Origin of the sequence: Hansschlegelia quercus, assembly GCF_004310425.1 — a bacterium.
In the GTDB taxonomy this organism is placed as follows: domain Bacteria; phylum Pseudomonadota; class Alphaproteobacteria; order Rhizobiales; family Methylopilaceae; genus Methylopila; species Methylopila quercus.
The window spans coordinates 820,447-843,522 of record NZ_SIUB01000001.1 but is presented as its reverse complement, the minus strand read 5'-3'; the positions used below and the strand labels follow the sequence as shown (position 1 = coordinate 843,522).

Sequence of the window (23,076 nt, the reverse complement as noted above, 5' to 3'; positions counted from 1 at the left end):
CGCCATGCTGGAAAGACTGGTTCCAAAACGCGCCAGGCAAATCAGCCGCGGCGTCGTCCCGGTGTGCGGGCTATATAAACCCCCCATTTTTGGTGTCAACGCTTTTCGCAGAACCCGCCGGCTCCTTGACCCTGCGCAAACCGTCTTTCCAGGCGTCGAGCCCATCCGCGGCACGGAAGCGAATTGGCGTCGTGCGTTCTTTAATGAGGCGATAGCCTGCGCAGCGACGACCCGCAGGCGAGGGCGGTTCCGAAAACAGCGGCCACGGGGCGCCGCCTGTCCGGCTCTGTGGATAACACCTTCATCCTCGAAAGAGATTGGCGACATGCCACTCTCTTCGGTCGGTCGCTTGTCGCAAGGCCCACCCGTTGACGCCGTGGCGGCAACTAATTGCTGTCGGGGCAGGCTGCGTTCCGGTCCTTTGGAACCATTACAGGCGCAGAGAGCGAGCCCGTTGGTCCATTCACTGGAAGCCATCACAGCCCAGCCCCACTTCGATCCGGCCGAAACGCCGGTCGAGGCTGCCGTGTCGCGCGGCGGCGGAACGCTGACCCTGACGTTCTCGGACGGGCCGGCGGCCTCGGTCGCCGCCGGGGCGCTGCGCCTGAGGTGCCGCTGCGCCTGGTGCACCCGGGCGCGGGCAGACGGTCGCTTTCCTGACGCTTTCGACGGGGCGGCGATCGTCGCGGTCGAAGCCGTCGGCGGCTACGCGGCGCATCTCGTTTTCGCAGACGGCCATGACCGCGGAATCTTCCCGTGGAGCTACCTCCGCGCCATTGCGGCGGAAACCGGCCCCGCGACCGGGACAGCCTGAGACCGTCCTTCCCCCAGCCAGTCGCGCGGTTCGTCCGGCGCGAGCGACACGGGCCTTATTCAGCATGAGCGCGAGCGAACCGACGACCGAGATCATCGAAGCCGACATCCTGGTCATCGGAGGCGGCACGGGCGGCCCGATGGCCGCCATCAAGGCGAAGGAGGCCAATCCGGCCTTACGCGTCGTCCTGATGGAGAAGGCGAACGTCAAACGCTCCGGCGCGATCTCCATGGGCATGGACGGGCTGAACAACGCCGTCGTGCCGGGCTACGCGACGCCCGAGCAATACGTGAAGGAGATCACGATCGCCAATGACGGCGTCGTGCACCAGAAGGCGGTGATGGCTTACGCCACCGGCTCCTTTCCGATGATCCAGTATCTCGACAAACTCGGGGTCAAGTTCGAGAAGGACGGCGCCGGCGAATACAACATGCGCAAGGTCCATCATCTCGGGACCTACGTGCTGCCCATGCCGGAAGGGCACAACGTCAAGAAGGTGCTCTACCGGCAACTGCGCCGACTGCAGGTCGCGGTGACCAACCGCTACATGGCGACCCGCCTGCTCAAGAGCCGCGACGGCGCGATTTCCGGCGCGATCGGGGTGAACACCCGGACCTCCGAGTTCCTGGTGGTGCGCGCGAAATCCGTGATCCTCGCCTGCGGCGCAGCCGGGCGGCTCGGCCTGCCGGCGTCCGGCTACATGTTCGGCACCTACGAGAACGCCGCGAATTGCGGCGACGGCTACGCCATGGCGTATCACGCAGGCGCCGAGCTCGCGAACCTCGAATGCTACCAGATCAACCCGCTGATCAAGGACTATAACGGCCCGTCCTGCGCCTACGTGACCGGTCCGTTCGGCGGCTACACCGCGAACAACAAGGGCGAACGCTTCATCGAGTGCGACTACTGGTCGGGCCAGATGATGCTGGAATTCTGGCGCGAGCTGCAAAGCGGCGCGGGCCCGGTGTTCCTGAAACTGGACCACCTCGCGGAGGAGACGATCTCCGAGATCGAGACCATCCTCCACACCAATGAGCGGCCATCCCGCGGTCGCTTCCACGAGAAGCGCGGCAACGACTACCGCAGGCGGCCGGTCGAGATGCACATCTCGGAGATCGGCTTCTGCTCGGGCCATTCGGCCTCCGGCGTCTGGGTCGACGAGAACGCCCGCACGACGATCCCCGGCCTCTATGCCGTCGGCGACATGGCGAGCGTGCCGCACAATTACATGCTGGGCGCCTTCGTGAACGGCGGCATCGCGGGCGCGGACGCCGCCTCCTACTGCGAGGGCGTCGACCTGCCGGACTTTGACGCGGGCTTCCTTAAGGCCGAGCGCGAGCGCGTGCTCGCGCCGACCCGCCGCGACGACGGGCTGACGCCGCACGAGATGGAGTTCAAGACCCGGCGGATGGTGAACGACTATCTCGAGCCGCCGAAGGTGACCGCCAAGATGGAGATCGGCCAGCGCCGCTTCGCCGAGATCCGGGAAGATCTCAACCAGCTCTGCGCCCGGGATCCGCACGAACTGCACCGCGCGCTCGAGCTGCAGTCGATCCTGGACTGCGCCGACATGGCGGCCGCCGCCTCGCTCTACCGCACCGAGAGCCGCTGGGGCTTCTATCACCTGCGCGTCGACCACCCCGAGACCAACGACGACGAGTGGTTCTGCCACACCATGCTGTTCAAGGACGAAGCCGGCCGCATGGCGCACCGCAAGCGCGAAATCGCGCCGTATGTGGTCGACGTCGCGGCGGACGAGATGGCGGCCTACCACCAACTGCGCGTGAAGACCGCTCAGGCGGCCGAGTGAGGACACACGACAATGCCGATTATTACGGAATCGAAGAGCGCCGCGGTCGTGATCGACGACGCCAAGTGCATCGCCGAGAAGGGCTGCACGGTCTGCGTCGAGGTCTGCCCGCTCGACATCCTTGCGATCGATGAGGGGCGCAAGAAGGCCTACATGAAGTACGACGAGTGCTGGTACTGCATGCCGTGCGAGGCTGACTGCCCGACCGGAGCCGTCAAGGTCAACATCCCCTATCTGCTGCGCTGAGAGGGATCGACATGCCGGTCTTCGACGCCTTTGATGACGATCTCGACGATCTCGCGGCGCGCTGCGAGGACGCCGACGCCGGGGTCCGCCGCGTGGCCATGATGGAGCTCGCCGAGCAGATCGGCCCGCAGGCGGTCGTGCTTCTGCTCAAGGGCCTCGGTGACCCCGACGCCGAAGTCCGCGCCGCCGCCGCCAAGGCGCTCGACGAGCATGATGGCCCGCAGGTCGTCGAGGGGCTCGTCGGCTCGCTCGAAGATCCCGACGATGCGGTCCGCAACGCCGCGGCGGAGTCGCTTGCGGAGAAGAAGGAGCTTTCCTGCGCGCCGCTGCTGATCGAGCGCGCGAGCCATCCCGATCCCTTCGTGCAGGCCGCCGCGCTGCGGGCTCTGCGCGAGCTCACGCTTCCAGACGCGCTCGCCTCGGCGCTGAAGGCGCTCACGAGCCCGGCGCCGGAGGTGCGGCGCGAAGGCCTCGGCGTTATCGGCTACCTCAAGGCCGAGGACGCGCTGCCCGCATTGATCGCGACGGCGAGCGATGCGGACCCAAGCGTGCGCCGCGCGACTATGGCGGCGCTGGTGTTCGTGCGCCCGGGCGGCCCCGGCGCCTCGACGCTTGTCGGCGGCCTGAAGGATCCGCATTGGCTGGTGCGCGAGCAGGCTGCGGCTTCGCTCGGCAAGAACCGGCTTCCCGAGGCGACGCTCCAGCTGATCGCCGCGCTCGACGACGAGGCCTGGCAGGTGCGGACGAAGGCGGCGAACGCGCTCGGGCGTCTCCGCGCTGAGAGCGCCGTGGACCCCCTCGGGGCTCTGTTGGAGTCCGATGTCAGCAACCTCCGCAAGGAGGCGGCCGCCGCGCTCGGCGAGATCGGAGCGCCGGGCGCCCTGCGCTGGCTCGAACCCTCGCAGGAGGACCCGGACCCGGACGTCCGCAAACTGATCCGCTGGGCGATCGGGCGCTGTAAGGAAGCGCTCTGAACGACCGGATTCAGGCGAAACGAACAACCCCAGTTCAGACCGGCGTAAGGCGCCGGCACGGCGCAGGCCTGACGAGCGCCATGCCGCACATCGGGGTTGACGCATCAGACGGCTCAGTCGTGGCGCTCGCGGTCGAGCAGCGCCCGCTTGCGTTCGACGCCCCAGCGATAGCCGGACAAGCCGCCGTCCGAGCGCACGACGCGGTGGCAGGGGATCGCCACCGCGAGCGCGTTGGCCCCACAGGCCTGGGCGACGGCTCGGACGGATTGTGGCGCGCCGACGGCCGCGGCGATCTCTGTGTAGCTCGCGGTGCGGCCGGCGGGCAGCTTGATCAGCGCCGCCCAGACGCGCTGTTGGAAGGCGGTGCCGCGAATGTCAAGCGGGAGGTCGAGGCCAAGTTGCGGCGCCTCGACCAGCGCGATGACGCGCGCGACGACCTGCTCGAACTCGTCATCGCCACCGATCAGCCGCGCTTTCGGAAAGCGGCTCTCAAGGTCGACGACGAGCGCTTGGGGGTCATCGCCTAGAAGGATCGCACAGACGCCCTTGTCGCTCGATGCGACCAGCACATGGCCGAGCGAGCTGACTCCCACCGCAAAGCGGATCGCAGCGCCCGCGCCGCCGGCGCGAAACGCCGTCGGGGTCATGCCGAGCGTCGCGGCGGAGCCCTCGTAGAACCGCCCGCTGGACCCGAAGCCGGCGCCATAGAGAGCGGAGGTGACCGACACGCCTGGCCCGCCTAGCTCGCTGCGCACACGTCTCGCGCGCTCCGCGTCGGCATAGGCTTTCGGGGTGACGCCGGTCTCCGCCTTGAACAGGCGGTGCAGATAATGCGGGCTGACCCCGCAACGTCGCGCGAGTTCGCTGAGCGACGGCGGTCGCTCGGCGGCCTCGACAATGCGGCAGGCCTTGGCGACGACCGTCGCGCGAGGCGGGGGCTCGTCCGGGCGGCACCGGCGGCAGGGACGGAAGCCGGCGGCCTCCGCCGCGGCGTTGTTCGGATAAAAAGCGACGTTCTCAGGGCGCGCCTGCCGCGACGGGCATGACGGACGGCAGTAAACGCCGGTCGTGCGGACGGAATAGACGAACGACCCGTCGGCGCCGCGGTCGCGGCGGAGGACCGCCGGCCAGCGCGGATCGTGATCGGGACGAAGGGCTTCGGTGACTGTCGACATGGGGCTTAACCTCGCGATCAATGTCGCCGCTGTCGTAAGGCCTCCGATCATAGCCCGTCGCTCCGTATCTTGCCTCCGAATCTCGCCAGCCGCCGCGTCGTCTCACTCGGCGGAGTTTAGCGCCTTTGGTTCGTGGATCGGGCAACCATTGTGCTGCGACCGGAACGCCACCGAGCTTTCGTAATTCTCCTTCCGCACGCGGTTGATCGAACCGAGAGGCCGATGCGCGGCGAGGCCGTGCCAAGGGCTGAACGAAAGGCCGTCGTCGACGGCGGCGGCCTTGGCTTCGGACCAGCCGTCCTGACGCGGCGCGACGATGCGCGCGACCGTGACGAAGGGGCTCTCATCCTCAGGCCAGATCACCGAGGCGTCCTCCACCGGCATCGTCTCGGGGTTCGTCAGCAACTGGACGCGCAGCTCCCATTCGCCGCCGCTGCCCGCGAAGAACGCGTTGATCTCCTCGCGATGCGCATCCGCTCTGCCATCGAGCTTGATCGACTTTCCTTCAAGCGCCTTGAGCCCCGGCGATGAAGGAGCGACTGAGAACTTCGCGACGTTCGCGCCATAGAGAAAGGGCGTCTGGCTGTAGAAGGTCTCGCCCAGCACATGGGTCATCGGCTGGCCGCCAAGCGAGGCGACGGTCGCGCTTTTGCCTCCAAAAGCTTCAATCACCGCCTCGGTCGCCCTCAGCACGGTCGACAGCGCCTTCTTGGCGCCCTCGGCCTTGTCGGTCGTCTTCGCAAGCAGCTTCAGCGTCTTGAGGAAGTGGGCGGCGTCCGGCGCGACGAAGGCAGGCGCGTTCGCCATAACGAAATCCTGCGTCGCGTCACCTTCAGAGCCCGGCAGGCGCTCGCCCTCGACGCCGATGATCTTGAGCGCGAGGCCTCTCGGCGCGGATACGCCGTCGTCGAGAATGTCGCCTGGATTGGTTGAGAACCGCATCACCACGTCGTGCCGGCCAGGCTTTGCGAGCAGGCCTTGCGCGAGCTCCGGCGGCAGCCCGTCGAGGATCTCGATTTCAGCCTGGACGATGCCGTGGCTCTTGGCGTGGACGCTGCGCACGGCATGGCCGGAATCCCCGAACGTGGTCTCCTGAATGCTGCGCATCGTCTCGATGAGCTCGCGGCGAACTTCCTGCTCGTTTTCCTCCATCCGTTCCATGGCCGGATCGAACGGAGCGGCTGACCTGATCGTCATGACGTTTCCTGGAATGATTCCGATGTCGGAGGCATACGTCTGGAAAGCCGTTCCCGGTTCACGATTTCATCAGGCGGCGAGCGCGGCGCCGCAAAGCGTAGCGATCTGCCGGCGCGAGCCCCATAAGGAACCCACAACGCCGCCGCTTAGCTGGAGACCAGACGCATGCATCACGACACGCCGCTGATCTCGATCCTGGTCGCGGGGTTCGTGCTGGCCTTCATCCTGGGCGCGATGGCCCATCGATTCAGGCTCCCGCCGCTCGTCGGCTATCTCGTCGCCGGCATCCTCGTCGGCCCGCACACCCCGGGCTACGTCGCCGACCAGTCGCTCGCGCCGGAGCTCGCCGAAATTGGCGTCATCCTGCTGATGTTTGGCGTCGGCCTGCATTTCTCGGTCAAGGATCTCTGGTCGGTGCGTACCGTCGCGCTGCCGGGCGCGATCGTTCAGATGGCGGTGGCGACCGCGCTTGGCTGGGGTTTGGCGACCCTGATGGGCTGGAGCCTCGGCGGCGGGATCGTCTTCGGCCTCGCGCTCTCCGTCGCGTCGACCGTCGTGCTGTTGAAGGCGCTGCAGGAGCGGCGGCTGGTCGAAAGCGAACGCGGCCGCATCGCGGTCGGCTGGTTGATCGTCGAGGACCTCGCCATGGTGCTGGCGCTCGTCCTGCTGCCGGCGATCGCGAGCGCGCAGTCGGTGGAGGCCGGCGCCGCCGATCCGCTCGCGGCGCTCCTCAGCTCGGCGCTCGGCGTCAATCTCGGCGTCGGCGGGCTCGTCCTCGTCACCCTGTTCAAGGTCGGCGTGTTCGTCGCGCTGATGCTGGTCGTCGGCCGGCGCTTCGTGCCCTGGGTCCTGCACCGGATCGCCCATTCCGGCTCGCGCGAGCTGTTCCGCCTCGGCGTGCTGGCGATCGCGCTCGGCATCGCTTTCGGCGCGGCGAAGCTGTTTGGCGTTTCGCTTGCGCTCGGCGCGTTCTTCGCCGGCATGGTGATGTCCGAAAGTCCGCTGAGTCAGGCCGCGGCGAACGAAAGTTTGCCGCTCCGCGACGCCTTTGCCGTGCTGTTCTTCGTCGCCGCCGGCATGCTGTTCGATCCCCTGATCGTGGTGCGCGACCCGCTGCCGGTGCTTGCGACCGTCGCCGTCATCGTCATCGGCAAATCGATTGCGGCCTTCGTCATCGTGCTCGCCTTCCGCAGGACGATGGGCACCGCGCTGACGATTTCGGCGAGCCTCGCTCAGATCGGCGAGTTTTCCTTCATTTTGGCCGAGCTCGGCCTGAACCTCGGGCTGCTGCCGGAAGAGGGTCGCGATCTGATCATCGCCGGCGCGATCGTCTCGATTGTGCTGAATCCGCTTGTATTCTTCGCAGCAGAGCGCTCCCGCCCAAAGCTCGAGGCCCGCTTTCCGCGCAAGGCCGCGCCGAAGCCTCAGCCGGCGGTCGAGGCCGCGCAGCCTGAAGGGCCGCCGGAGCCGATGCGCGCTCCGGAAGGCGAGGAGGACGTCGTCGCCGAGCCGACCGCGTTGTCCGGCCATACTGTTCTGGTCGGCGCCGGCCGCGTTGGCGGCGTCATCGCAGAGCGCCTGCGGGGGTCCAACGTCCCCTTTCTTGCGATTGAGGACGCGGAAAAGCGGATCGAGGCGCTGCGCGAAGCGGGGATCGAGGTCGTGATGGGCAATGCCGCAAGCGCCGACACGCTGGCGCTCGCGAACCTCGCGGGCGCGCGCATGCTGGTAGTCGCGATCCCGAACGCCTTCGAGGCGGGCCAGGTGGTGGAGCAGGCGCGTAGGGCCGCAACGGGCCTCCACATCGTCGCCCGCGCCCATTCCGACGCCGAGGTCGAGCATCTCAGGGGCTTGGGCGCCGACGCGGTCATCATGGGAGAGCGCGAGATCGCCCGCGCCATGTTGGCGGTCCTGAAAGATCAGGGCGTCGCGGAGACCGAAACGCCAGGGCCGCCGCGGCTGAGGCCGGCGCCCAGCCTGGCCTGACGTCGTCAGTTGAAGACGAAGTCCATCGCGTTCTCGACAACCGGCGGCTGCCAGCGATGTGGGCCGTCATATTCGACATATTCCACGTCGTATCCGGCCTCGCGCAGCTTCGCGGAATGGAAGCGCCCGCTGCGGTCGATCGGAATCTGCTCGTCCTTCGTCCCATGCGAGATGAAGACGCGCGGCGCGCCTTCCTGCCGATGGACCGACATGAAGCCGGCCGACGAGATCACGAGATGCGTGACGATGCGGCCGTTGGCGAGGCCGGTCGAGAGCGCGTAGCTGCCGCCGTCGGAATGGCCGGCGAAGACGAAGCGCGCGGGGTCGAGCAGGAAGCGAGAGGCGACTTCCGCCAGCGCCTCGTCGAGCCGCTGGCGATCGGGCCCATGGCCGCCGATCACCAGGTCCCACGTCGGAAAGATCGATTGCGGCGCGAGCAGCAGGAAGCCGCGCTTCAGCGCGTGCTCCTCCAGCATCGGCAGGATCTTGGTCGGGCTGCCGCCGCCGCCGTGGAACAGCGTGACAAGCGGTGTCGGACGACGCGGATCGATCGACGGCGGCACGAACAGGATCGCGTCGCCTTGATCGAACAAGCCGAGCGTCCGCCTACCCGGATCGAGCGGCGGCTGGGTCGGCAGGCGGTGCGCGAAATCGAGCCCGCCGGCGAGATGCGGGTCTATCATCATCGCGTCACGCCGTGCGGGCCTCGGGGCCGCCCGAGATGAGGGCGGCAATGACTTCGGCCTGCGAGATGATCCCGACCAGCTTTCGGTTCTTGTCGACGACCGGCAGGTCATGCAGCGCCGCGCCGGCCATCGCGCGGACCACATCGGCGATAGGCGCGTCCTCGCGGATCGTCGTCACGGGGGTCGTCATGATGTCGGCGACCACGCCGTGCGGCGCCCGGACCCGGCTGAGCGAGAGCTTGATGCGCCGTCCGAGGCCGAGCTTCGGCCCGCGTTTGTCCCAGACGGTCTTCTCCAGAAGATCCGACTGGGTGACGACGCCGAGCAGACGCGCGCTCTCGTCGGTCACCGGAAGAAGCTTGGTCGAGCGCTCGCGGAACAGTTCGAACGCTTCCTTGATGGGCGCTTCGGGAGAGATGGCGTGGACGCCGCGCGTCGTGAGATCGCCGCTTCTGATGTCGCCCGAGCGGCGCGCGAAGGCGTGGATCTGCGCGTCCCTCAGGATGGTTTCGATGTCGCCGCGGCCGATTTCGAGCAACCGGTCGTGGTGGATCAGGGCGGCGTCGATGTCCTCGGCGCTGAAGCCGCCGCTGGCGAGCGGCGCCGGATCCCTGGGAGCGTTCGCTTGCCGCGCCGGCTCGGGCGGATAGCGGCGTCCAGTGAGATTGTTGAAGATCAGCGCGGACGCGAGCAGCAGGGCCGAGTTCGCGAGCACCGGCCATAAGACGAAGCCGTAGCCGAGACCGTGGATCGAAGGCCCGCCGAGCACGGCTGTGAGCGCGACCGCGCCGCTCGGCGGGTGGATGCAGCGCAAGGCGGTCATCAACGCGATCGCGACGCCGACCGCGACGGCCGCGGCGATGAACGGATCAGGGACCAGTTTCGCGATCGTGACGCCGACCAAAGCGGAGACGAGATTGCCGCCGATGATCGACCATGGCTGCGCGAGGGGGCTCGAAGGCACCGCAAACAGCAGCACCGCGGATGCGCCCATCGGCGCGATCAGCGCAGGAAGCGAGGCGCCGTCCCCGACCGCCGCATGGGAGATGAGGCCGGTCGCGAGAATGCCGATCAGCGCGCCGGATGCGGCGCGGGCGCGTTCACGCGAGCTGACGGGCGTCGTCACGGGAAGAAAGCGGCGCAGCGAGAAGATCCTCGCCGCAGGCGGGGCGCTCTGCGCCGGCGTTTCGGATGCTCGCGTCATGGACCAGAAAAGATGTGGCGGCGGCGCGGGGGTCGCGCCGCCGCCGAGCTGAACGGACGTCGGGTTGTATCAGACAGCCCGCGCCTGATGCAGCTCCTCGATCTGCTGCTGCGTGTAGCCGAGGTCCTGCAGAACCTCGTCAGTGTGCTCGCCGAGCAGCGGAGACGCTTTGATATCGACCTTCATGTCCGAGAACTTGATCGGGCTGCCGACGGTCAGATACGAGCCGAGCTGCGGATGCTGCACCTCGACCACCGTGCCGCTGGCGCGGAGCGACGGATCGACTGAAATCTCCTTCATCGACAGGACCGGCGAGCACGGAATGTCGAACTTCCGGAGAATGTCGACCGCCTCGAACTTGGTCTTATCGGCGAGCCACTCCTCGATCGTGGCGAAGATGTCCATGATCTTGTCCTGACGCGCCCGGGCGGTGTTGTAAGCCGGATCGTCGATCCACTCCTCCTTGCCCAGCGCCTTGCAGATCGGCGCCCAAGCGTGGCCCTGGATGGTGAAGTAGATGTAGGCGTTCGGATCGGTCTCCCAGCCTTTGCACTTCAGAACCCAGCCCGGCTGGCCGCCGCCGCCGGCGTTGCCGCCGCGCGGCACGACGTCGGTGAACTCGCCATGCGGGTACTGCGGGTATTCCTCGAGGAAGCCGAGGGCGTCGAGGCGCTGCTGGTCACGCAGCTTGACGCGGCAAAGGTTCAGCACCGAATCCTGCATCGAGACGGCGACCTTCTGGCCCTTGCCCGTCTTATTCTTCTGATGCAGCGCGGTCAGGATGCCAATCGCGAGATGCATGCCGGTATTCGAGTCACCGAGAGCAGCGGCCGAGACGGTAGGGGGACCGTCCCAGAAGCCGGTGGTCGAGGCGGCGCCGCCTGCGCACTGCGCGACGTTCTCGTAGACCTTCAGGTCTTCATAGTGATGGCCGTCGGAGAAGCCCTTCACCGAGGCGAGGATCATGCCGGGGTTGAGCTCCTGGATGCGCGCCCAGGAGAAGCCCATGCGGTCGAGCGCGCCGGGGCCGAAATTCTCGACCATGACGTCCGATTCCTTGATCAGCTTCTCCAGGACTTCCTTGCCCTGAGGCGTTTTGGTGTCGAGGGTCAGCGAGCGCTTGTTGGAATTCAGCATCGTGAAGTAGAGCGCGTCGGCGTCCTCGATGTGGCGGAGCTGCGAGCGGGTCACGTCGCCGGCGCCGGGACGCTCGACCTTGATGACGTCCGCGCCGAACCAGGCGAGGAGCTGCGTGCAGGCGGGACCCGCCTGAACGTGCGTGAAGTCGATGATCTTAATGCCCTCGAGCGGTTGGCTCATTGTCAGTCACTCCCTTGCGTGCGGCCACGGCTCTCCCGTCGGCCCACATTTTGTCGTTTCACCCGACGAGAGCGGGCGCTTTGGCTTCCAGTTCCGTCACCCGCTTGCGCAGACGGCGTTCTTCCTCCCAGCGGGCCGTCTCGTCACGAATGACAGCGGCGACGCCGGTGACTTGTCCGTCGGCGCTTGTCAGCAGCGCGACGGTGAAGGCGATAGAGAGGGCGTGGCCCTCCTTGTGCAGGGCCGGGACCCGCAGCAGCTCCGCGCCGTAACGAGTCTGCCCGGTCTCGACGGTCTTGGCGTAGCCGTCCCAGTGGCGGGCGCGGTGGCGCTCGGGTGTGATCAGGTCGAGCGACCGACCGATCGCTTCGTCGCGCGAAAAACCGAAGATGCGTTCGGCCGCGGCGTTCCAGACCGTGATCGCGCCATCGGCGTCGGACACGACCACGGCGTCGCCGGCGACGGCGACCAACTGCTCGAAATCAATGGCTCCATACGACATAAGGCGCGTCCACAGTTTACGTGGCTGCGTTGAGCATCCGCTTCATGCGATCACGAAATCGATCGTGCCCGCCATTCGCTCATCGCCGACGAAGCAAGAGCGTCGAAACAGATAATTACTCGTCGGGAGACTGGATGATCATGGCCTTTGTTTCCTGCCCTGGCGGGAGAGCTTTATCGCTCTCTCCGATATACGACGACATCGAGGTCGACGTGTTATTTTGTGGTATATGGTATGCCACGCCTTTTCCGCTTGTCAAGGGAGCGCGCGAGACGCCGGTCTCCCGGGCCGATGATCGGCGCGTCCGCCCCGAGCGAGATCGTCGCTGACGGGCCCATCCTATGTTCCCACGCCCGCCGCCCTAGCTGACCGCAACCCGCAGGCCGCCTGCGCGAGAGCCTGGAGAGACCATGGACGCCTCCCCGACGATCCGGATCAAACAGGTCGAGGGCTATCGCTTCGAGATCGATTTTGGCGCGCTCCTGCCCGCCCTAGCTGTCGACGAAGCGCCACCGATCGGGGGCGGGGAGGGGCCGTTTCCCGAGCAGATCCTGGTCGCAGGCGTCACCAACTGCCTGTGCGCGAGTCTCGTCTTCGCTCTTGGCAAGTACCGTCAGCAGGCCGGTGGCGTCTCCGCGACCGCAAGCTGCGCCGTGACGCGCAATCCCGAGGGGCGGCTGAGAATAACCGCGATCGACGTAGAAATCGCGCTCGGCGCGACCGCGGCTGAGATGGACCGGGTCGACCGCGTGATGGAGCAGTTCGAGCGGTTCTGCACGGTCTCGGAAAGCGTGAAGGCCGGAATTCCGGTGGCGGTTTCGGTCTACGATTCCGGCGGCGCCAAGCTGAAATGAAGGAGCCCGGACATGAACGACGACAGAGCCCCGGCGAGAGCGCCGGAAGACCTCGCCCAGCTGTTCAACGCCCGCGCCAACGCCGGCGATATCGAAGGCCTCGTGGCGCTTTACGAGCCTGACGCGACGCTCGCGGTCGGCGAGGTCAAGGCGCGCGGACATGATGAAATCCGGCGCTTCTTCGCCGATCTTCTGGCGAAGAAGTCGAGCTTCCCCGAAGTCCGCACGATGGAGCCAGTCGCGAGCGGCGACGTCGCGCTGACCGTCGCCCTGCTGCCGAAGGGCAGGATCTCCGCCGAGATCGCGCGCCGGCAGTCCAACGGCTGCTGGCTGTGGGCCGTGGACCAGCTGAAGATCGACCCGGCATGAGGAACGGCCGGCTCGAGCTTGGGCTCGACACGTTCGGCGACGTAACGCTCGGCGCCGACGGCGCGCCGTCGTCTCATGCGCAAGTGGTGCGTGAGGTTGTCGAACAGGGCGTGCTGGCGGACGCGAGCGGGGTCGACTTCTTCGGCGTCGGCGAGCATCACCGCGATGATTTTGCGATCTCCGCGCCGGAGGTCGCGCTGGCTGCGATCGCCGCCCGCACGAGCCGCATCCGGCTCGGCTCCGCCGTAACCGTGCTGAGCTCGGACGATCCGATCCGGGTGTTCCAGCGCTTCTCGACACTGGACGCGATTTCCGGCGGGCGCGCGGAGGCGATCCTCGGGCGCGGCTCCTTCACCGAATCCTTCCCGCTATTCGGCTACAAACTCGATCAGTACGAGGCGCTGTTCGAGGAGAAGCTCGAAATCTTCGCCAAGCTGCGGACCGGCGAGCCCGTCACCTGGAGCGGCGCGACACGGCCGCCGCTCAGCGAGCAACGCGTTTATCCGACGATCGAGCGCGGCGCGCTTCGCACATGGGTCGGCGTCGGCGGCAGCCCGCAATCGGTGGTGCGCGCGGCGCGCCACGGCCTGCCGATGCTGCTCGCGATCATAAGTGGCCCAGCACGCCGCTTCCGCGCTTACGTGGAGCTCTACGAGCGCGCATTCGCGGAGATGGGGCGGCCGGCGGAAGCCATTGGCGTGCACTCGCCGGGCTATGTCGCGGACACCGACGAGGCTGCGCGCGAAGAATTCTGGCCGCATTACCGCGTGATGCGGGACCGCATCGGTCGCGAGCGCGGCTGGCCTCCGATGAGCCGAGAGGAATTTGAGCAGGAAATCGCCGAGGGCTCGTTGCATGTCGGCGCGCCGGAGACCGTCGCGCGCAAGATCGCCGACACGATCAACGCGCTCGGGCTCTCGCGCTTTCACCTCAAATACAGCGCGGGACCGCTTCCCCACGATAGATTGATGCAGTGCGTCGAGCTGTACGGTTTGAAGGTCGCGCCGATGGTTCGGGAACTCACGAGCCGGCGCGCTTCTTAGGGGCGGCGGCCCACGACTTGTTTGTGACAGTCGCGCTCTTCAGAACGGTACGGACTTAGCGTCCCGGAGCCGCTCGCAGTGAACGATATCATCGGACCGCTCGACGCCGAGCCCGAAGCGCAAGACCGCGAGCGCGAGCTGAAGCTCGATTTTTCGCGTGCGGACCTCCCTGCGCTGCGGCGGCGGCTCGCGTCGCTTTCGGGCGGGCCGCGGCGTCCGTCACTGCTGACGGCGACCTATTTCGATACCGCCGAGGGCGATCTGGCGAAGGCCGGCGTGACGCTTCGGGTGCGCCGGCAAGGTCGGACCTTCAAGCAGACGATCAAGCGCGGCGAGGGCGCCTTCGGCCTGTTCGATCGGCTCGAGATCGAACGCTCGGCACCCGGCAGCGCGCCGAAGCTCACCGTCAGCGAACGGCAGACGCTTGAAGGCCTGCTGGACGCTCCCCTTGGCGAAGACAGGCTGTTCGTCCCCGTCTACGTCACGAACGTGAAGCGCGCTGTGTTCCAGATCGCCCGCGGCGGATCGCAGATCGAGGCGGCGCTCGACGACGCTGTGGTCGAGGCCGGCGGCCGGCGGTCCGAGTTCCAAGAGCTCGAACTGGAGCTTCGGGCGGGCGACGAGCGCGACCTCTTCAGCCTTGCGCGCGAGCTGATGACGGTCGCGCCGCTCCGCGTCGGGGTGCTCGCAAAATCCGCCCGCGGAGACGAACTCGCCAAGCAGAAGGGTCCGCGAACGTCGTTCAAGGCGAAGGCGCCGGCCGTGGCGCCTGGGATGACGGTCGAGCAGGGTTTCCTGGCGGTCGTCGCCGATTGCGTCGCCCAGTTCCGGCAGAACGAGAACCTGATCCTCGAAGAGGCCAGCGAACCGGCGATCCATCAGGCGCGCGTCGCGCTGCGGCGGCTGCGCTCGGCCTTCACTCTGTTCAAGCCGATCATCGCCGACGCGCGCGCGGCCGGCCTTGCCGAAGATCTGAAATGGCTCGCAGGCGAACTCGGCGCGGCGCGCGATCTCGACGTTCTGATCGAGGCCGAGACGAAGGCCCGCGAGGGAAGCGCAGCGCCGGACTCGTCATTGCCCGAAATTCTTTGCGCCAAGCGCGAAGAGGCCTACGCGGCGGCTATCGCCGCTCTGAATACGTCGCGTGCGCTCGACCTGATGCTCGACCTCACCGAATGGACCGCCGTTGGCGACTGGCGGCACGAACCGAGCGCCGCCGAAGATCGTGCGGAAGACGTCCAAGCGTTTTCGGGCCGCGTGCTGGGGAAGCGCGCGAGCAAGCTGATGAAGCGTTCGAAAGGGTTGGCGAATCTCGACATCGAGACACGCCATGAAGCCCGCAAGGAAGCTAAGAAGCTGCGCTACGCCGCGGAGTTCTTCGGCAGGCTCTACGAAGGCGGCCGCTACGATCACTTCACGGACGATCTCGCGAAGCTGCAGGAGCAGCTCGGGGCCCTGAACGATATCGCGACCGCGCGAGAGGCGACAGCGGGGCTCGCGAAGGGCGCCGACGACAACATGGCGGCTTTCGCAGCCGGAATGTTCGCCGGCCAAGCCGAAGCTCGCGCGCCGAAGCTTCTCAAAAAGGCCGAGAAGCGGCGCGCGAAGCTGAAGAAGGCGAAGCCGTTCTGGACTTGAGGGTCGACGGAGCCCTCAAGTCTCAGTTCATGGACCGCTTCTTCATCGACTTGCCGGTCTTCATCTTCTTCGACGGCTCGATGCAGTCCTGAACCGCCTCGCTACGCGCCCGGCCGGTGACGCCGGCTGCGTCGGCTTTCTTGTTGCAGGCGTTGAGATGAGGCTGTTTCAGGCCGGACGAGGCGGCGAACGCCGGGCTTGCGAGCGAGGCCACGACGAGGGCGACGACAGGGAGGAATGCGCGCATCGGGTCAAGCTCCGGATGTTGCTGGGAATTGTCCCGACAACGCCCTCATCGACCTGCCGTTCCCGATGACCCCTTCGACGTCAGCTCCGGCAGCGCCGCGCGCAGTTCTTCGAGCCAGACATTGGCGACCGCGTCCGAGGGCGCCCGCCAGTCCCCACGCGGCGACAGCGCGCCGCCAGAGGTGATCTTCGGTCCGTTCGGGATCGCCGAGCGCTTGAACTGGCTGGTCTGAAAGAAGCGGCGCAGGAAGTTCTCCAGCCAGCGCACGATGACGGCCAGGTCGTACTCGTTCTTCGCCTCGGCCGGAAAATGCGCCGGCCACAGCGCCGCGCCGGAATCCCGCCACGCATGCCAGGCGAGGAACGCGATCTTCGAGGGCGGCAGGCCGTAGCGCAGCGTGTGGAACAGGAAGAAGTCATTGAGCTCGTACGGTCCGATGACCGACTGCGTGCTCTGGATCGCGCCTTTGTCATCCGCCGGCACGAGCTCCGGCGAGATTTCGGTGTCGAGCACCGAGAGCAGCGTCGCCGCGGTCTCCTCGGAGAACTGGCCGCTCATGGCGGTCCAGCGGATCAGATATTGGATCAGCGTCTTCGGCAGACCGGCATTGACAGCGTAATGGCTCATCTGGTCGCCGACGCCATAGGTGCACCAGCCGAGCGCAAGCTCGGAGAGGTCGCCGGTGCCGATGACGAAACCGTGGCGCTGGTTTGCGATGCGGAACAGGTAGTCGGTACGAAGGCCCGCCTGCACATTCTCGAACGTGACGTCGTAGACCGGCTCGCCCTTCGAGAAAGGGTGGCCCATGTCGGCAAGCATCTGTTTTGCCGCCGGTCGAATGTCGATCTCGCCCGCCGTCACGCCGAGCGCCGCCATCAGCCTGTGGGCGTTGCCGCGCGTGGCGTCGCCGGTCGCAAAGCCCGGCATGCTGAAGCCGAGGATGCTGGAACGCGGAAGGCCCATCAGGTCGCAGGCCTTGGCGGCCACGATCAGCGCCTGCGTGGAATCCAGCCCGCCCGAGACGCCGATCACCATGGTCTTGCCCGGCGTCGATTCGAAGCGCTTCACCAAGCCGTGGACCTGGATGTTGAAGGCCTCGTAGCAATCCTGGTCGAGCCGCTCGGGAACCGCGGGGACGAAGGGAAAGCGGCGCAGCGCGCGTCTTAGGCTTACGTCTCCGTGGTGCGGCTGATGTGCGAAGCGGACGGTGCGGAACGTCGTCTCCGGATGCCCGTTGGCGGCCGCCGCCGCGTCGAATGTCTGGAAGCGCGAACGCTCGAGCCGGATGCGCTGCACGTCGACGTCGGCGGCGACGATCTGCGGCTTCCGCGAGAACCGCTCAGACTGCGCGAGCGTCTCGCCCAGTTCGTGGATCGTGCCTTGTCCGTCCCAGGCGAGATCGGTCGTGCTTTCGCCGGCGCCGGCGGCTGAGTAGGCGTAGGCCGCCACGCAGCGCATGGATTGCGCCGCCGAGAGCAGCGCCCGCTCCTCCGCTTTGCCAACCGTGATGTTCGAGGCCGAGAGGTTGCAGAGGATCAGCGCGCCGGCGAGCGCTCCGCGCGAGGAGGGCGGCGTCGGCGCCCAATAATCCTCGCAGATCTCGACATGGAAAATGAAGTCCGCGAGATCGTCGGCCGAGAAGATCAGGTCCGGCCCGAACGGCGCGGTCTGCCCCGCCAGTTCGGTCTCGAGGCCGGAAAGGCCCGCGCCGGAGGCGAACCAGCGCTTCTCGTAGTACTCGCGGTAGTTCGGCAGGAAGGTCTTCGGAACGATTCCGAGGATTTTTCCGCGCGAGACGACGATCGCGCAATTGTAGATCCGGCCGGCGCGGCGCACCGGCGCGCCGAGCAGTAGGACGGGGCTTAGAGAGGCCGTGTTCTCCGCGACCTCGTCGATCGCGCGCTCGACGCTCGAGAGCAGCGCGTCCTGCAGGAAGAGGTCGTCGATCGCATAGGCCGAGAGGTTCAGCTCGGGAAAGATCAGCAGGTCGACGCCGTCGGCATCCGCCTGTTGCGCGAGCGAGACGGCGGAGGCGGCGTTGGTCGTAGGGTTGGCGACGGCGACGAGCGGCGTCGCGACGCCGACCCGGACGAAGCCGTGCGCATGGATCGACGCAAACTCCGACCGTTTTCCCGCCACGCCGCGCCTCCGAACGCCTAAACACGCAAAGCTTTGCCGCATCTGACATAAGCGAGCGCGCTGAGAAGCGCGACTCCGCACGCGCGCGGACGTTCGACGTGATAAACCGGATCGATCCTTTGAAGCCGGAGCAGGCATGGCGTCCGTCGACCTGAACGCCGATCTTGGAGAAGGCTTCGGAGCCTATTCTATGGGCGACGACGCGGCGATGCTTGGCGTCGTCACCTCCGCGAACGTCGCCTGTGGGCTCCACGCCGGCGATCCCGACATCATGGCGCGAACCTTCGCAGTGGCGCGGGAGCGCGGCGTCACGGTCGGCGCGCATCCAGGCTTCCCCGATCTCGCGGGCTTCGGGCGTCGGCGACTGCCCTTCTCGGCCGCGGAGATCGAGCGCCTCGTCGCTTATCAGGTCGGCGCCGCGGCGGCTCTCGCGGCCTATGCCGGGCACAGGATCACCTACGTCAAGGCCCATGGCGCGCTCGCGAACCTCGCCTGCGAGGAACGCCCGGTCGCCGACGCCGTGGCGCGGGCGGTGAAGGCGGTCAATCCCGGTCTTGCTCTGCTCGCGATCGCGCTTTCCGAGCAGGTTCCCGCGGCCGAAGCCGCAGGGCTCGAAGCCGTGCAGGAAGTCTATGCCGACCGCGGCTATGACGAGAGCGGCCAGCTCATTCTTCGCGGAACGGCCGGCGCGCTAATCGACGATCCGGAGGCCGCAGCGGATCGCGCGCTCGCCATGGTGACGGAGGGCGCGATCGTCACCGTCTCGGGCGTGCGGCTGCCCACAAAGATCCGCTCGATCTGCGTCCACGGCGACAGCGACCATGCGGTGACCATGGCGCGTACGGTGCGGCTGAAGTTCGAGGCGGCGGGGGTCACGCTCGCAGCCTTCAGGCCATGACCGCGCCACGCTTCCTGGACGCCGGCGAAGCGGCGCTGGTCGTCGAGTTCGGCGACGCTGTCGACCCCGCGATCAACGACCGCGTGCTGGCGCTCGACGCGGCGCTCGTCGCGCAGGCGCCCGAGGGCGTGCTCGAGCTGACGCCGAGCTACCGTTCGCTGCTGATCCAGTACGACCCGCTCGTCATCGACCGCGCGACGCTCGTCGCTCTGGCCGAAGAGGCTACCGAGGCCGGCGAGGCGCGCGCCCCTGGCGCCTCATGGGTCGTTCCCTGCTGCTACGATCCCGCGGTCGCCGAAGACCTCGGCGAGTTCGCCGCCGCGCGCGGCCTCTCGCCCGAGAAGGCGGCTGCGCTCCATGCGGCGGCCGACTGGCGGGTCTATTGCTACGGCTTCGCGCCGGGCTTCGCCTATCTCGGCGGCCTGCCGAAAGCGCTCGCCGCGCCGCGCCGCGCGACGCCGCGGCCGCCGTTTCCGCCCGGCTCGGTGATGGTCGGCGGAGGCCTTGGAGCGGTCGCCACCGTGCCGATGCCTACCGGCTGGCACGTCGTCGGCCGCACGCCCGAAAGACTGTTCGCGCTCGACCGCGACCCCGCCTTCCTGCTGTCGCCCGGCGACGCGCTTCGTTTCGAGGCGATCGATGCGAACGCGTTCCGCAGTCTCGACACGCGCGCCGCGGCGGGCGAGCCGGTGGCGCGGAAGTCCTGAGATGGCCTCGCTTGAGATCCGCACGGCGGGACCGGGCTGCACCGTTCAGGATGCCGGCCGTCGCGGCCATCTGCGCTACGGCGTGACGGCGGCGGGGCCGATGGACCCGCTCGCGTTCAGCGTCGCCAACAAGGCGCTGGGGCAGGACGGAGAGGCGGCGGCGATCGAGGTCTCGCTCGGCGGAATCGAACTCGTGGCGCGCGACGCGGCGGTCACGGTAGCCATCGCTGGCGGCGCTTTTTCGGTCTCGATCGAGGGCCGCGCTCTGCCCGCCTCCGTCACGCTCACGCTGAAGCCGGACGAGACGCTGCGCATCCGGGCGGGCGCCGCCGGCGCCTGGTGCTATCTCGCCGTCGCGGGCGGGATCGACGTTCCCGCAATCCTTGGCTCGCGCGCGACGCACACCCGCGCCGGCCTCGGTGGGTTCGAGGGGAGGGCGCTGAAAGCCGGCGACCGGCTGGCGATCGGCGAAAGCGGTCGCGGCGCGCGCGAGCCGGCCGAGATCGTCGCCCGCTGGCTTGATCGCCCCGCGAAGGACATCCGCGTCATTCTCGGCCCGCAGGCGGACTTTTTCGCCGAAGACCAGATCGCCGCTTTCTTTACCGGACCTTGGGTTCTGTCGCCGCGCTCGGACCGCATGGCGGGCTTCCTCGACGGTCCCGTGCTGACCCACGCCAAGGGCCACGACATCGTCTCCGACGGCGTCGTCATGGGAGCGGTGCAGGTTCCCGGAGACGGCCGCCCGATCGTGCTGATGGCCGACCGCCAGCCGACCGGCGGCTACCCCAAGATCGCGACCGTGATCGGCCCGGACCTCGGCCGCTTCGCGCAGATCCGGCCGGGCGCTCCGTTCCGCTTCCGCGCCGTGACGATCGAGGAGGCGGTAGCCGTGCGGCGCGAGGAAGCGGCGCGGCTTTCGCGGGAGGTGGAGATGATCCCCATGCTGCGAACGGAGCTGAGTTCGGAGTTTCTGCTGGGGCTGAACCTGATCGACGGCGTGGTGCGGGATTGAGCGGCGGCGATCAACAGCTGGCGTAGATCGGAAATTGTCGGCAGACCGTGCGGACTTCGTCGCGCACCTGCCCCAGAACACCCGCGTCACCCGGCGCGTCGAGCGCCCGCGCGATCCAGCGTCCGACCGTCGCGAATTCGTCCACGCCGAACCCCCGCGCCGCGCCTGCGTTTGCGGACAGCCTCAGTCCCGATGGCGCCTCCGGCGGCCGCGTGTCGAACGGGATCTGGTTCTTGTTCACCGCGAGGCCCGCTTTCTCCAGCGCCTTCGCAGCGACGTCGCCGGTCAGGCCCTTTGGGGTGAGGTCTACGAGTATCAGCCCGGTGTCCGTGCCGCCGGCGACCAGCCGGAAGCCCGCCGCGTCAAGCGTCTCGGCAAGCCGCTTCGCACCGGCAAGGACCGCCTCGTTGTAGGCGCGGAACTCAGGCCTCAGCGCCTCTCCGAGGCACGCGGCCTTGGCGGCTACGACATGCATCATCACCGAACCCTGCACGCCCGGAAACACGCCGCCGTCGATCTTCGAGGACAGCGCCTCGTCGTTCCACAGCACGAGCCCACCGCGCGCGCCGCGCAGCGACTTGTAGGTCGTGGAGGTCACGACATGGGCGTGCGGGAACGGGTGAGGGTGGAGGCCGGTCGCCACCAGCCCGGCGAAATGGGCCATGTCGACCATGAGATGCGCACCGACCTCGTCGGCGATCGCGCGAAGCCCCGCGAAGTCGAGCGCCCTTGGATAGGCAGAGCCGCCTGCGACAATCATCTTCGGCCGATGCTCTCTCGCGAGCGCGCGAACGTCATCGAGATCGATCCACTCGCTCTGCCGCGAGACGCCGTAGCGCATGATCGTGTAGTCGCGCCCTGTCAGCGTGGCCGGGTGGCCGTGGCTGATGTGGCCGCCGGCCGCGGTGTCCATCGACAGGATGACGTCCCCGAGCTTGAGCAGGCCGAGGAAGACCGCCGCATTGGCGTTCGAGCCGGAATGCGGCTGGACGTTCGCGAAGCGGCAGCCGAACAGGCGCTTCGCGCGCTCGATCGCCAGCGCCTCGACCGCGTCGGCGAACTCCGCGCCGCCGTAATACCGGGCGTAAGGGCGTCCCTCGACGGTCTTGTTGGTGAACACCGAACCTTGGGCCGCCAGCACCAGCGGAGACACGATGTTTTCGGAGGCGATCAGTTCGATCCCGTCCTGCTGGCGGGCGAACTCGCCCGCTATCGCGGCCTGAAGCTCGGGGTCTTGGACGAAGATGTCGGATGACTGCATGGCGCGCACTTTTCCGTCGCGCCCGATCCGCTGTCAAAGCGTTGATTTCTGAGTCGGAACGAAGCTTTCGCGACTGACGTTCGAGTCCGTCCCACTGTAGGGCGGAGTAACCAGCACATGGCTCCCCGAGCGAACTGGAAGGGTTTTCTCAAAGTGGGCGAACTCGCCTGCCCGGTCGCGCTCTACACCGCCGCGTCGACCTCCGACCGCATCGCCTTCCACACCCTCAATCGCGCCACCGGAAACCGCGTCCGCCGCATCTATGTCGACGCCGAAAGCGGTAAGCCGGTCGAGCGCGACGATCAGGTGAAGGGCTACGAGGTCTCGAAGGACGACTATATCATCCTGGAGGCTGACGAGGTCGCCGCCGTCGTGCCGGAAAGCGACAAGACGCTCGACGTTGAACATTTCTTGCGCTGCGGCGACATCGACGACGTCTATTTCGACAAGCCGTATTACCTCGCGCCGGCCGACAAGGCGGCGCACGAAGCCTACAATCTGATCGTAGAGGGCATGCGGGCCAAGAAGGCTGCGGCGCTGGCGCGGACTGTTCTGTTTCGCAGGCTGCGCACCGTCCTCATCCGTCCGAGCCAGGACGGGCTGATCGCGACGACGCTGAACTTCGATTACGAGGTGCGTTCGTCCAAGGACGCTTTCGACGAGATCCCGAAGATGTCGATCAAGGGCGAAATGCTCGATCTCGCGAAATATATCATCCAGACCAAGAAGGGCAGCTTCGACCCGACCAAGTTCGATGACCGCTACGAGGAAGCGTTGACCGAACTGGTGAAGGCGAAGGCGGAAGGTCGCACGATCGAGACGCGCAAGGCGCCGGAGCCGAAGAAGGTCATCGACCTCATGGAGGCGCTCCGCGCCAGCGCCGGCGCCAAGGCCGCCGCGGCGAAGGAGGAGAAGCCCGCCGCAAAGAAGGCCGCGAAAACCCCGGCGATAAAGAAACCCGCGGTCCGGACGCCGACGCGCAAGGCGAGCTGAG

Annotated in this window: 22 protein-coding genes; 13 read left to right on the top strand and 9 right to left on the bottom strand. The window is 67.4% G+C overall.

The features are described 5' to 3' along the window. Window positions 1-454: 454 nt before the first annotated feature. The 4 genes from EYR15_RS03995 (at window position 455) to EYR15_RS03980 (ending at window position 3,844) form a co-directional block, all read left to right on the top strand. Window positions 455-814 carry a DUF971 domain-containing protein gene (locus EYR15_RS03995; protein WP_245498127.1) on the top strand — a complete coding sequence of 120 codons (360 nt, stop codon included), beginning with the start codon at window positions 455-457 and terminating at the stop codon, window positions 812-814. Between the two features lie 64 nt (window positions 815-878). Continuing rightward, the gene (locus EYR15_RS03990) at window positions 879-2,624 is read left to right on the top strand and encodes a fumarate reductase/succinate dehydrogenase flavoprotein subunit (RefSeq protein ID WP_131001547.1); all 1,746 of its coding nucleotides are present in this window, start codon (window positions 879-881) and stop codon (window positions 2,622-2,624) included. Between the two features lie 12 nt (window positions 2,625-2,636). Next, complete coding sequence (locus EYR15_RS03985; protein WP_131001546.1) at window positions 2,637-2,870, top strand: 4Fe-4S dicluster domain-containing protein; 234 nt, start codon at window positions 2,637-2,639, stop codon at window positions 2,868-2,870. Window positions 2,871-2,881: 11 nt separating this feature from the next. Further along, the gene (locus EYR15_RS03980; protein WP_131001545.1) at window positions 2,882-3,844 is read left to right on the top strand and encodes a HEAT repeat domain-containing protein; all 963 of its coding nucleotides are present in this window, start codon (window positions 2,882-2,884) and stop codon (window positions 3,842-3,844) included. A gap of 113 nt (window positions 3,845-3,957) precedes the next feature. On the opposite strand, the gene ada is transcribed toward EYR15_RS03980, so the two are convergent. Continuing rightward, window positions 3,958-5,019, bottom strand: a complete 1,062-nt coding sequence (gene ada, locus EYR15_RS03975) for a bifunctional DNA-binding transcriptional regulator/O6-methylguanine-DNA methyltransferase Ada (RefSeq protein ID WP_131001544.1) — start codon at window positions 5,017-5,019, stop codon at window positions 3,958-3,960. 102 nt (window positions 5,020-5,121) lie between these two features. Then, window positions 5,122-6,216, bottom strand: coding sequence for a catalase family protein (locus EYR15_RS03970; protein ID WP_165455409.1), 1,095 nt, complete (start codon window positions 6,214-6,216; stop codon window positions 5,122-5,124). 165 nt (window positions 6,217-6,381) lie between these two features. Between EYR15_RS03970 and EYR15_RS03965 the strand changes: the two genes are divergently transcribed. Then, window positions 6,382-8,202 carry a cation:proton antiporter domain-containing protein gene (locus tag EYR15_RS03965; protein ID WP_131001543.1) on the top strand — a complete coding sequence of 607 codons (1,821 nt, stop codon included), beginning with the start codon at window positions 6,382-6,384 and terminating at the stop codon, window positions 8,200-8,202. 5 nt (window positions 8,203-8,207) lie between these two features. On the opposite strand, the gene EYR15_RS03960 is transcribed toward EYR15_RS03965, so the two are convergent. The 4 genes from EYR15_RS03960 to EYR15_RS03945 all read right to left on the bottom strand — a co-directional run bounded on the left by EYR15_RS03960 (window position 8,208) and on the right by EYR15_RS03945 (window position 11,914). Then, a complete protein-coding gene (locus EYR15_RS03960) occupies window positions 8,208-8,885 on the bottom strand; it encodes an alpha/beta hydrolase (RefSeq protein WP_131001626.1) in 678 nt (225 codons plus the stop codon). A gap of 7 nt (window positions 8,886-8,892) precedes the next feature. Further along, window positions 8,893-10,092, bottom strand: a complete 1,200-nt coding sequence (locus tag EYR15_RS03955) for an HPP family protein (protein WP_131001542.1) — start codon at window positions 10,090-10,092, stop codon at window positions 8,893-8,895. Window positions 10,093-10,161: 69 nt separating this feature from the next. Beyond that, complete coding sequence (gene frc / locus EYR15_RS03950) at window positions 10,162-11,412, bottom strand: formyl-CoA transferase (RefSeq protein WP_131001541.1); 1,251 nt, start codon at window positions 11,410-11,412, stop codon at window positions 10,162-10,164. A 58-nt stretch (window positions 11,413-11,470) separates the two neighbouring features. After that, complete coding sequence (locus EYR15_RS03945; protein ID WP_131001540.1) at window positions 11,471-11,914, bottom strand: PAS domain-containing protein; 444 nt, start codon at window positions 11,912-11,914, stop codon at window positions 11,471-11,473. A 410-nt stretch (window positions 11,915-12,324) separates the two neighbouring features. Here EYR15_RS03945 and EYR15_RS03940 point away from each other — a divergent pair, with 410 nt between their 5' ends. The 4 genes from EYR15_RS03940 to EYR15_RS03925 all read left to right on the top strand — a co-directional run bounded on the left by EYR15_RS03940 (window position 12,325) and on the right by EYR15_RS03925 (window position 15,818). After that, window positions 12,325-12,768 carry an OsmC family protein gene (locus tag EYR15_RS03940; RefSeq protein ID WP_131001539.1) on the top strand — a complete coding sequence of 148 codons (444 nt, stop codon included), beginning with the start codon at window positions 12,325-12,327 and terminating at the stop codon, window positions 12,766-12,768. Window positions 12,769-12,780: 12 nt separating this feature from the next. After that, window positions 12,781-13,137, top strand: a complete 357-nt coding sequence (locus EYR15_RS03935; RefSeq protein WP_131001538.1) for a YybH family protein — start codon at window positions 12,781-12,783, stop codon at window positions 13,135-13,137. Next, window positions 13,134-14,180: an LLM class flavin-dependent oxidoreductase gene (locus EYR15_RS03930; protein ID WP_131001537.1), complete on the top strand. Its 1,047-nt coding sequence runs from the start codon at window positions 13,134-13,136 to the stop codon at window positions 14,178-14,180. The genes EYR15_RS03935 and EYR15_RS03930 overlap by 4 nt, the downstream gene beginning before the upstream one ends. 78 nt (window positions 14,181-14,258) lie before the next feature. Next, entirely contained in the window at window positions 14,259-15,818 is a 1,560-nt protein-coding gene (locus EYR15_RS03925) for a CYTH and CHAD domain-containing protein (protein WP_131001536.1), read from the top strand. A 22-nt stretch (window positions 15,819-15,840) separates the two neighbouring features. Here the strand turns inward: EYR15_RS03925 and EYR15_RS03920 are convergent, their stop codons facing one another. After that, complete coding sequence (locus EYR15_RS03920) at window positions 15,841-16,065, bottom strand: hypothetical protein (protein WP_131001535.1); 225 nt, start codon at window positions 16,063-16,065, stop codon at window positions 15,841-15,843. A 45-nt stretch (window positions 16,066-16,110) separates the two neighbouring features. Beyond that, window positions 16,111-18,204, bottom strand: coding sequence for an NAD(+) synthase (locus tag EYR15_RS03915; RefSeq protein WP_245498125.1), 2,094 nt, complete (start codon window positions 18,202-18,204; stop codon window positions 16,111-16,113). A gap of 136 nt (window positions 18,205-18,340) precedes the next feature. On the opposite strand from EYR15_RS03915, the gene EYR15_RS03910 reads away from it, so the two are divergent. From EYR15_RS03910 to EYR15_RS03900, 3 genes are read left to right on the top strand one after another with little or no spacing between them, the layout of a single operon-like run. Further along, window positions 18,341-19,102 carry a LamB/YcsF family protein gene (locus EYR15_RS03910; protein WP_131001533.1) on the top strand — a complete coding sequence of 254 codons (762 nt, stop codon included), beginning with the start codon at window positions 18,341-18,343 and terminating at the stop codon, window positions 19,100-19,102. Next, window positions 19,099-19,809: a 5-oxoprolinase subunit B family protein gene (locus tag EYR15_RS03905; protein WP_131001532.1), complete on the top strand. Its 711-nt coding sequence runs from the start codon at window positions 19,099-19,101 to the stop codon at window positions 19,807-19,809. The genes EYR15_RS03910 and EYR15_RS03905 overlap by 4 nt, the downstream gene beginning before the upstream one ends. 1 nt (window position 19,810) lies before the next feature. Next, window positions 19,811-20,821: a 5-oxoprolinase subunit C family protein gene (locus EYR15_RS03900; RefSeq protein WP_131001531.1), complete on the top strand. Its 1,011-nt coding sequence runs from the start codon at window positions 19,811-19,813 to the stop codon at window positions 20,819-20,821. 10 nt (window positions 20,822-20,831) lie between these two features. Here EYR15_RS03900 and EYR15_RS03895 read toward each other — a convergent pair whose 3' ends face one another. Further along, window positions 20,832-22,082 (bottom strand): serine hydroxymethyltransferase, encoded by a 1,251-nt coding sequence (locus EYR15_RS03895; protein ID WP_131001530.1) that lies wholly within the window; start codon window positions 22,080-22,082, stop codon window positions 20,832-20,834. 117 nt (window positions 22,083-22,199) lie between these two features. On the opposite strand from EYR15_RS03895, the gene ku reads away from it, so the two are divergent. Beyond that, window positions 22,200-23,075: a non-homologous end joining protein Ku gene (gene ku / locus EYR15_RS03890; RefSeq protein WP_131001529.1), complete on the top strand. Its 876-nt coding sequence runs from the start codon at window positions 22,200-22,202 to the stop codon at window positions 23,073-23,075. Window position 23,076: the final 1 nt, after the last annotated feature.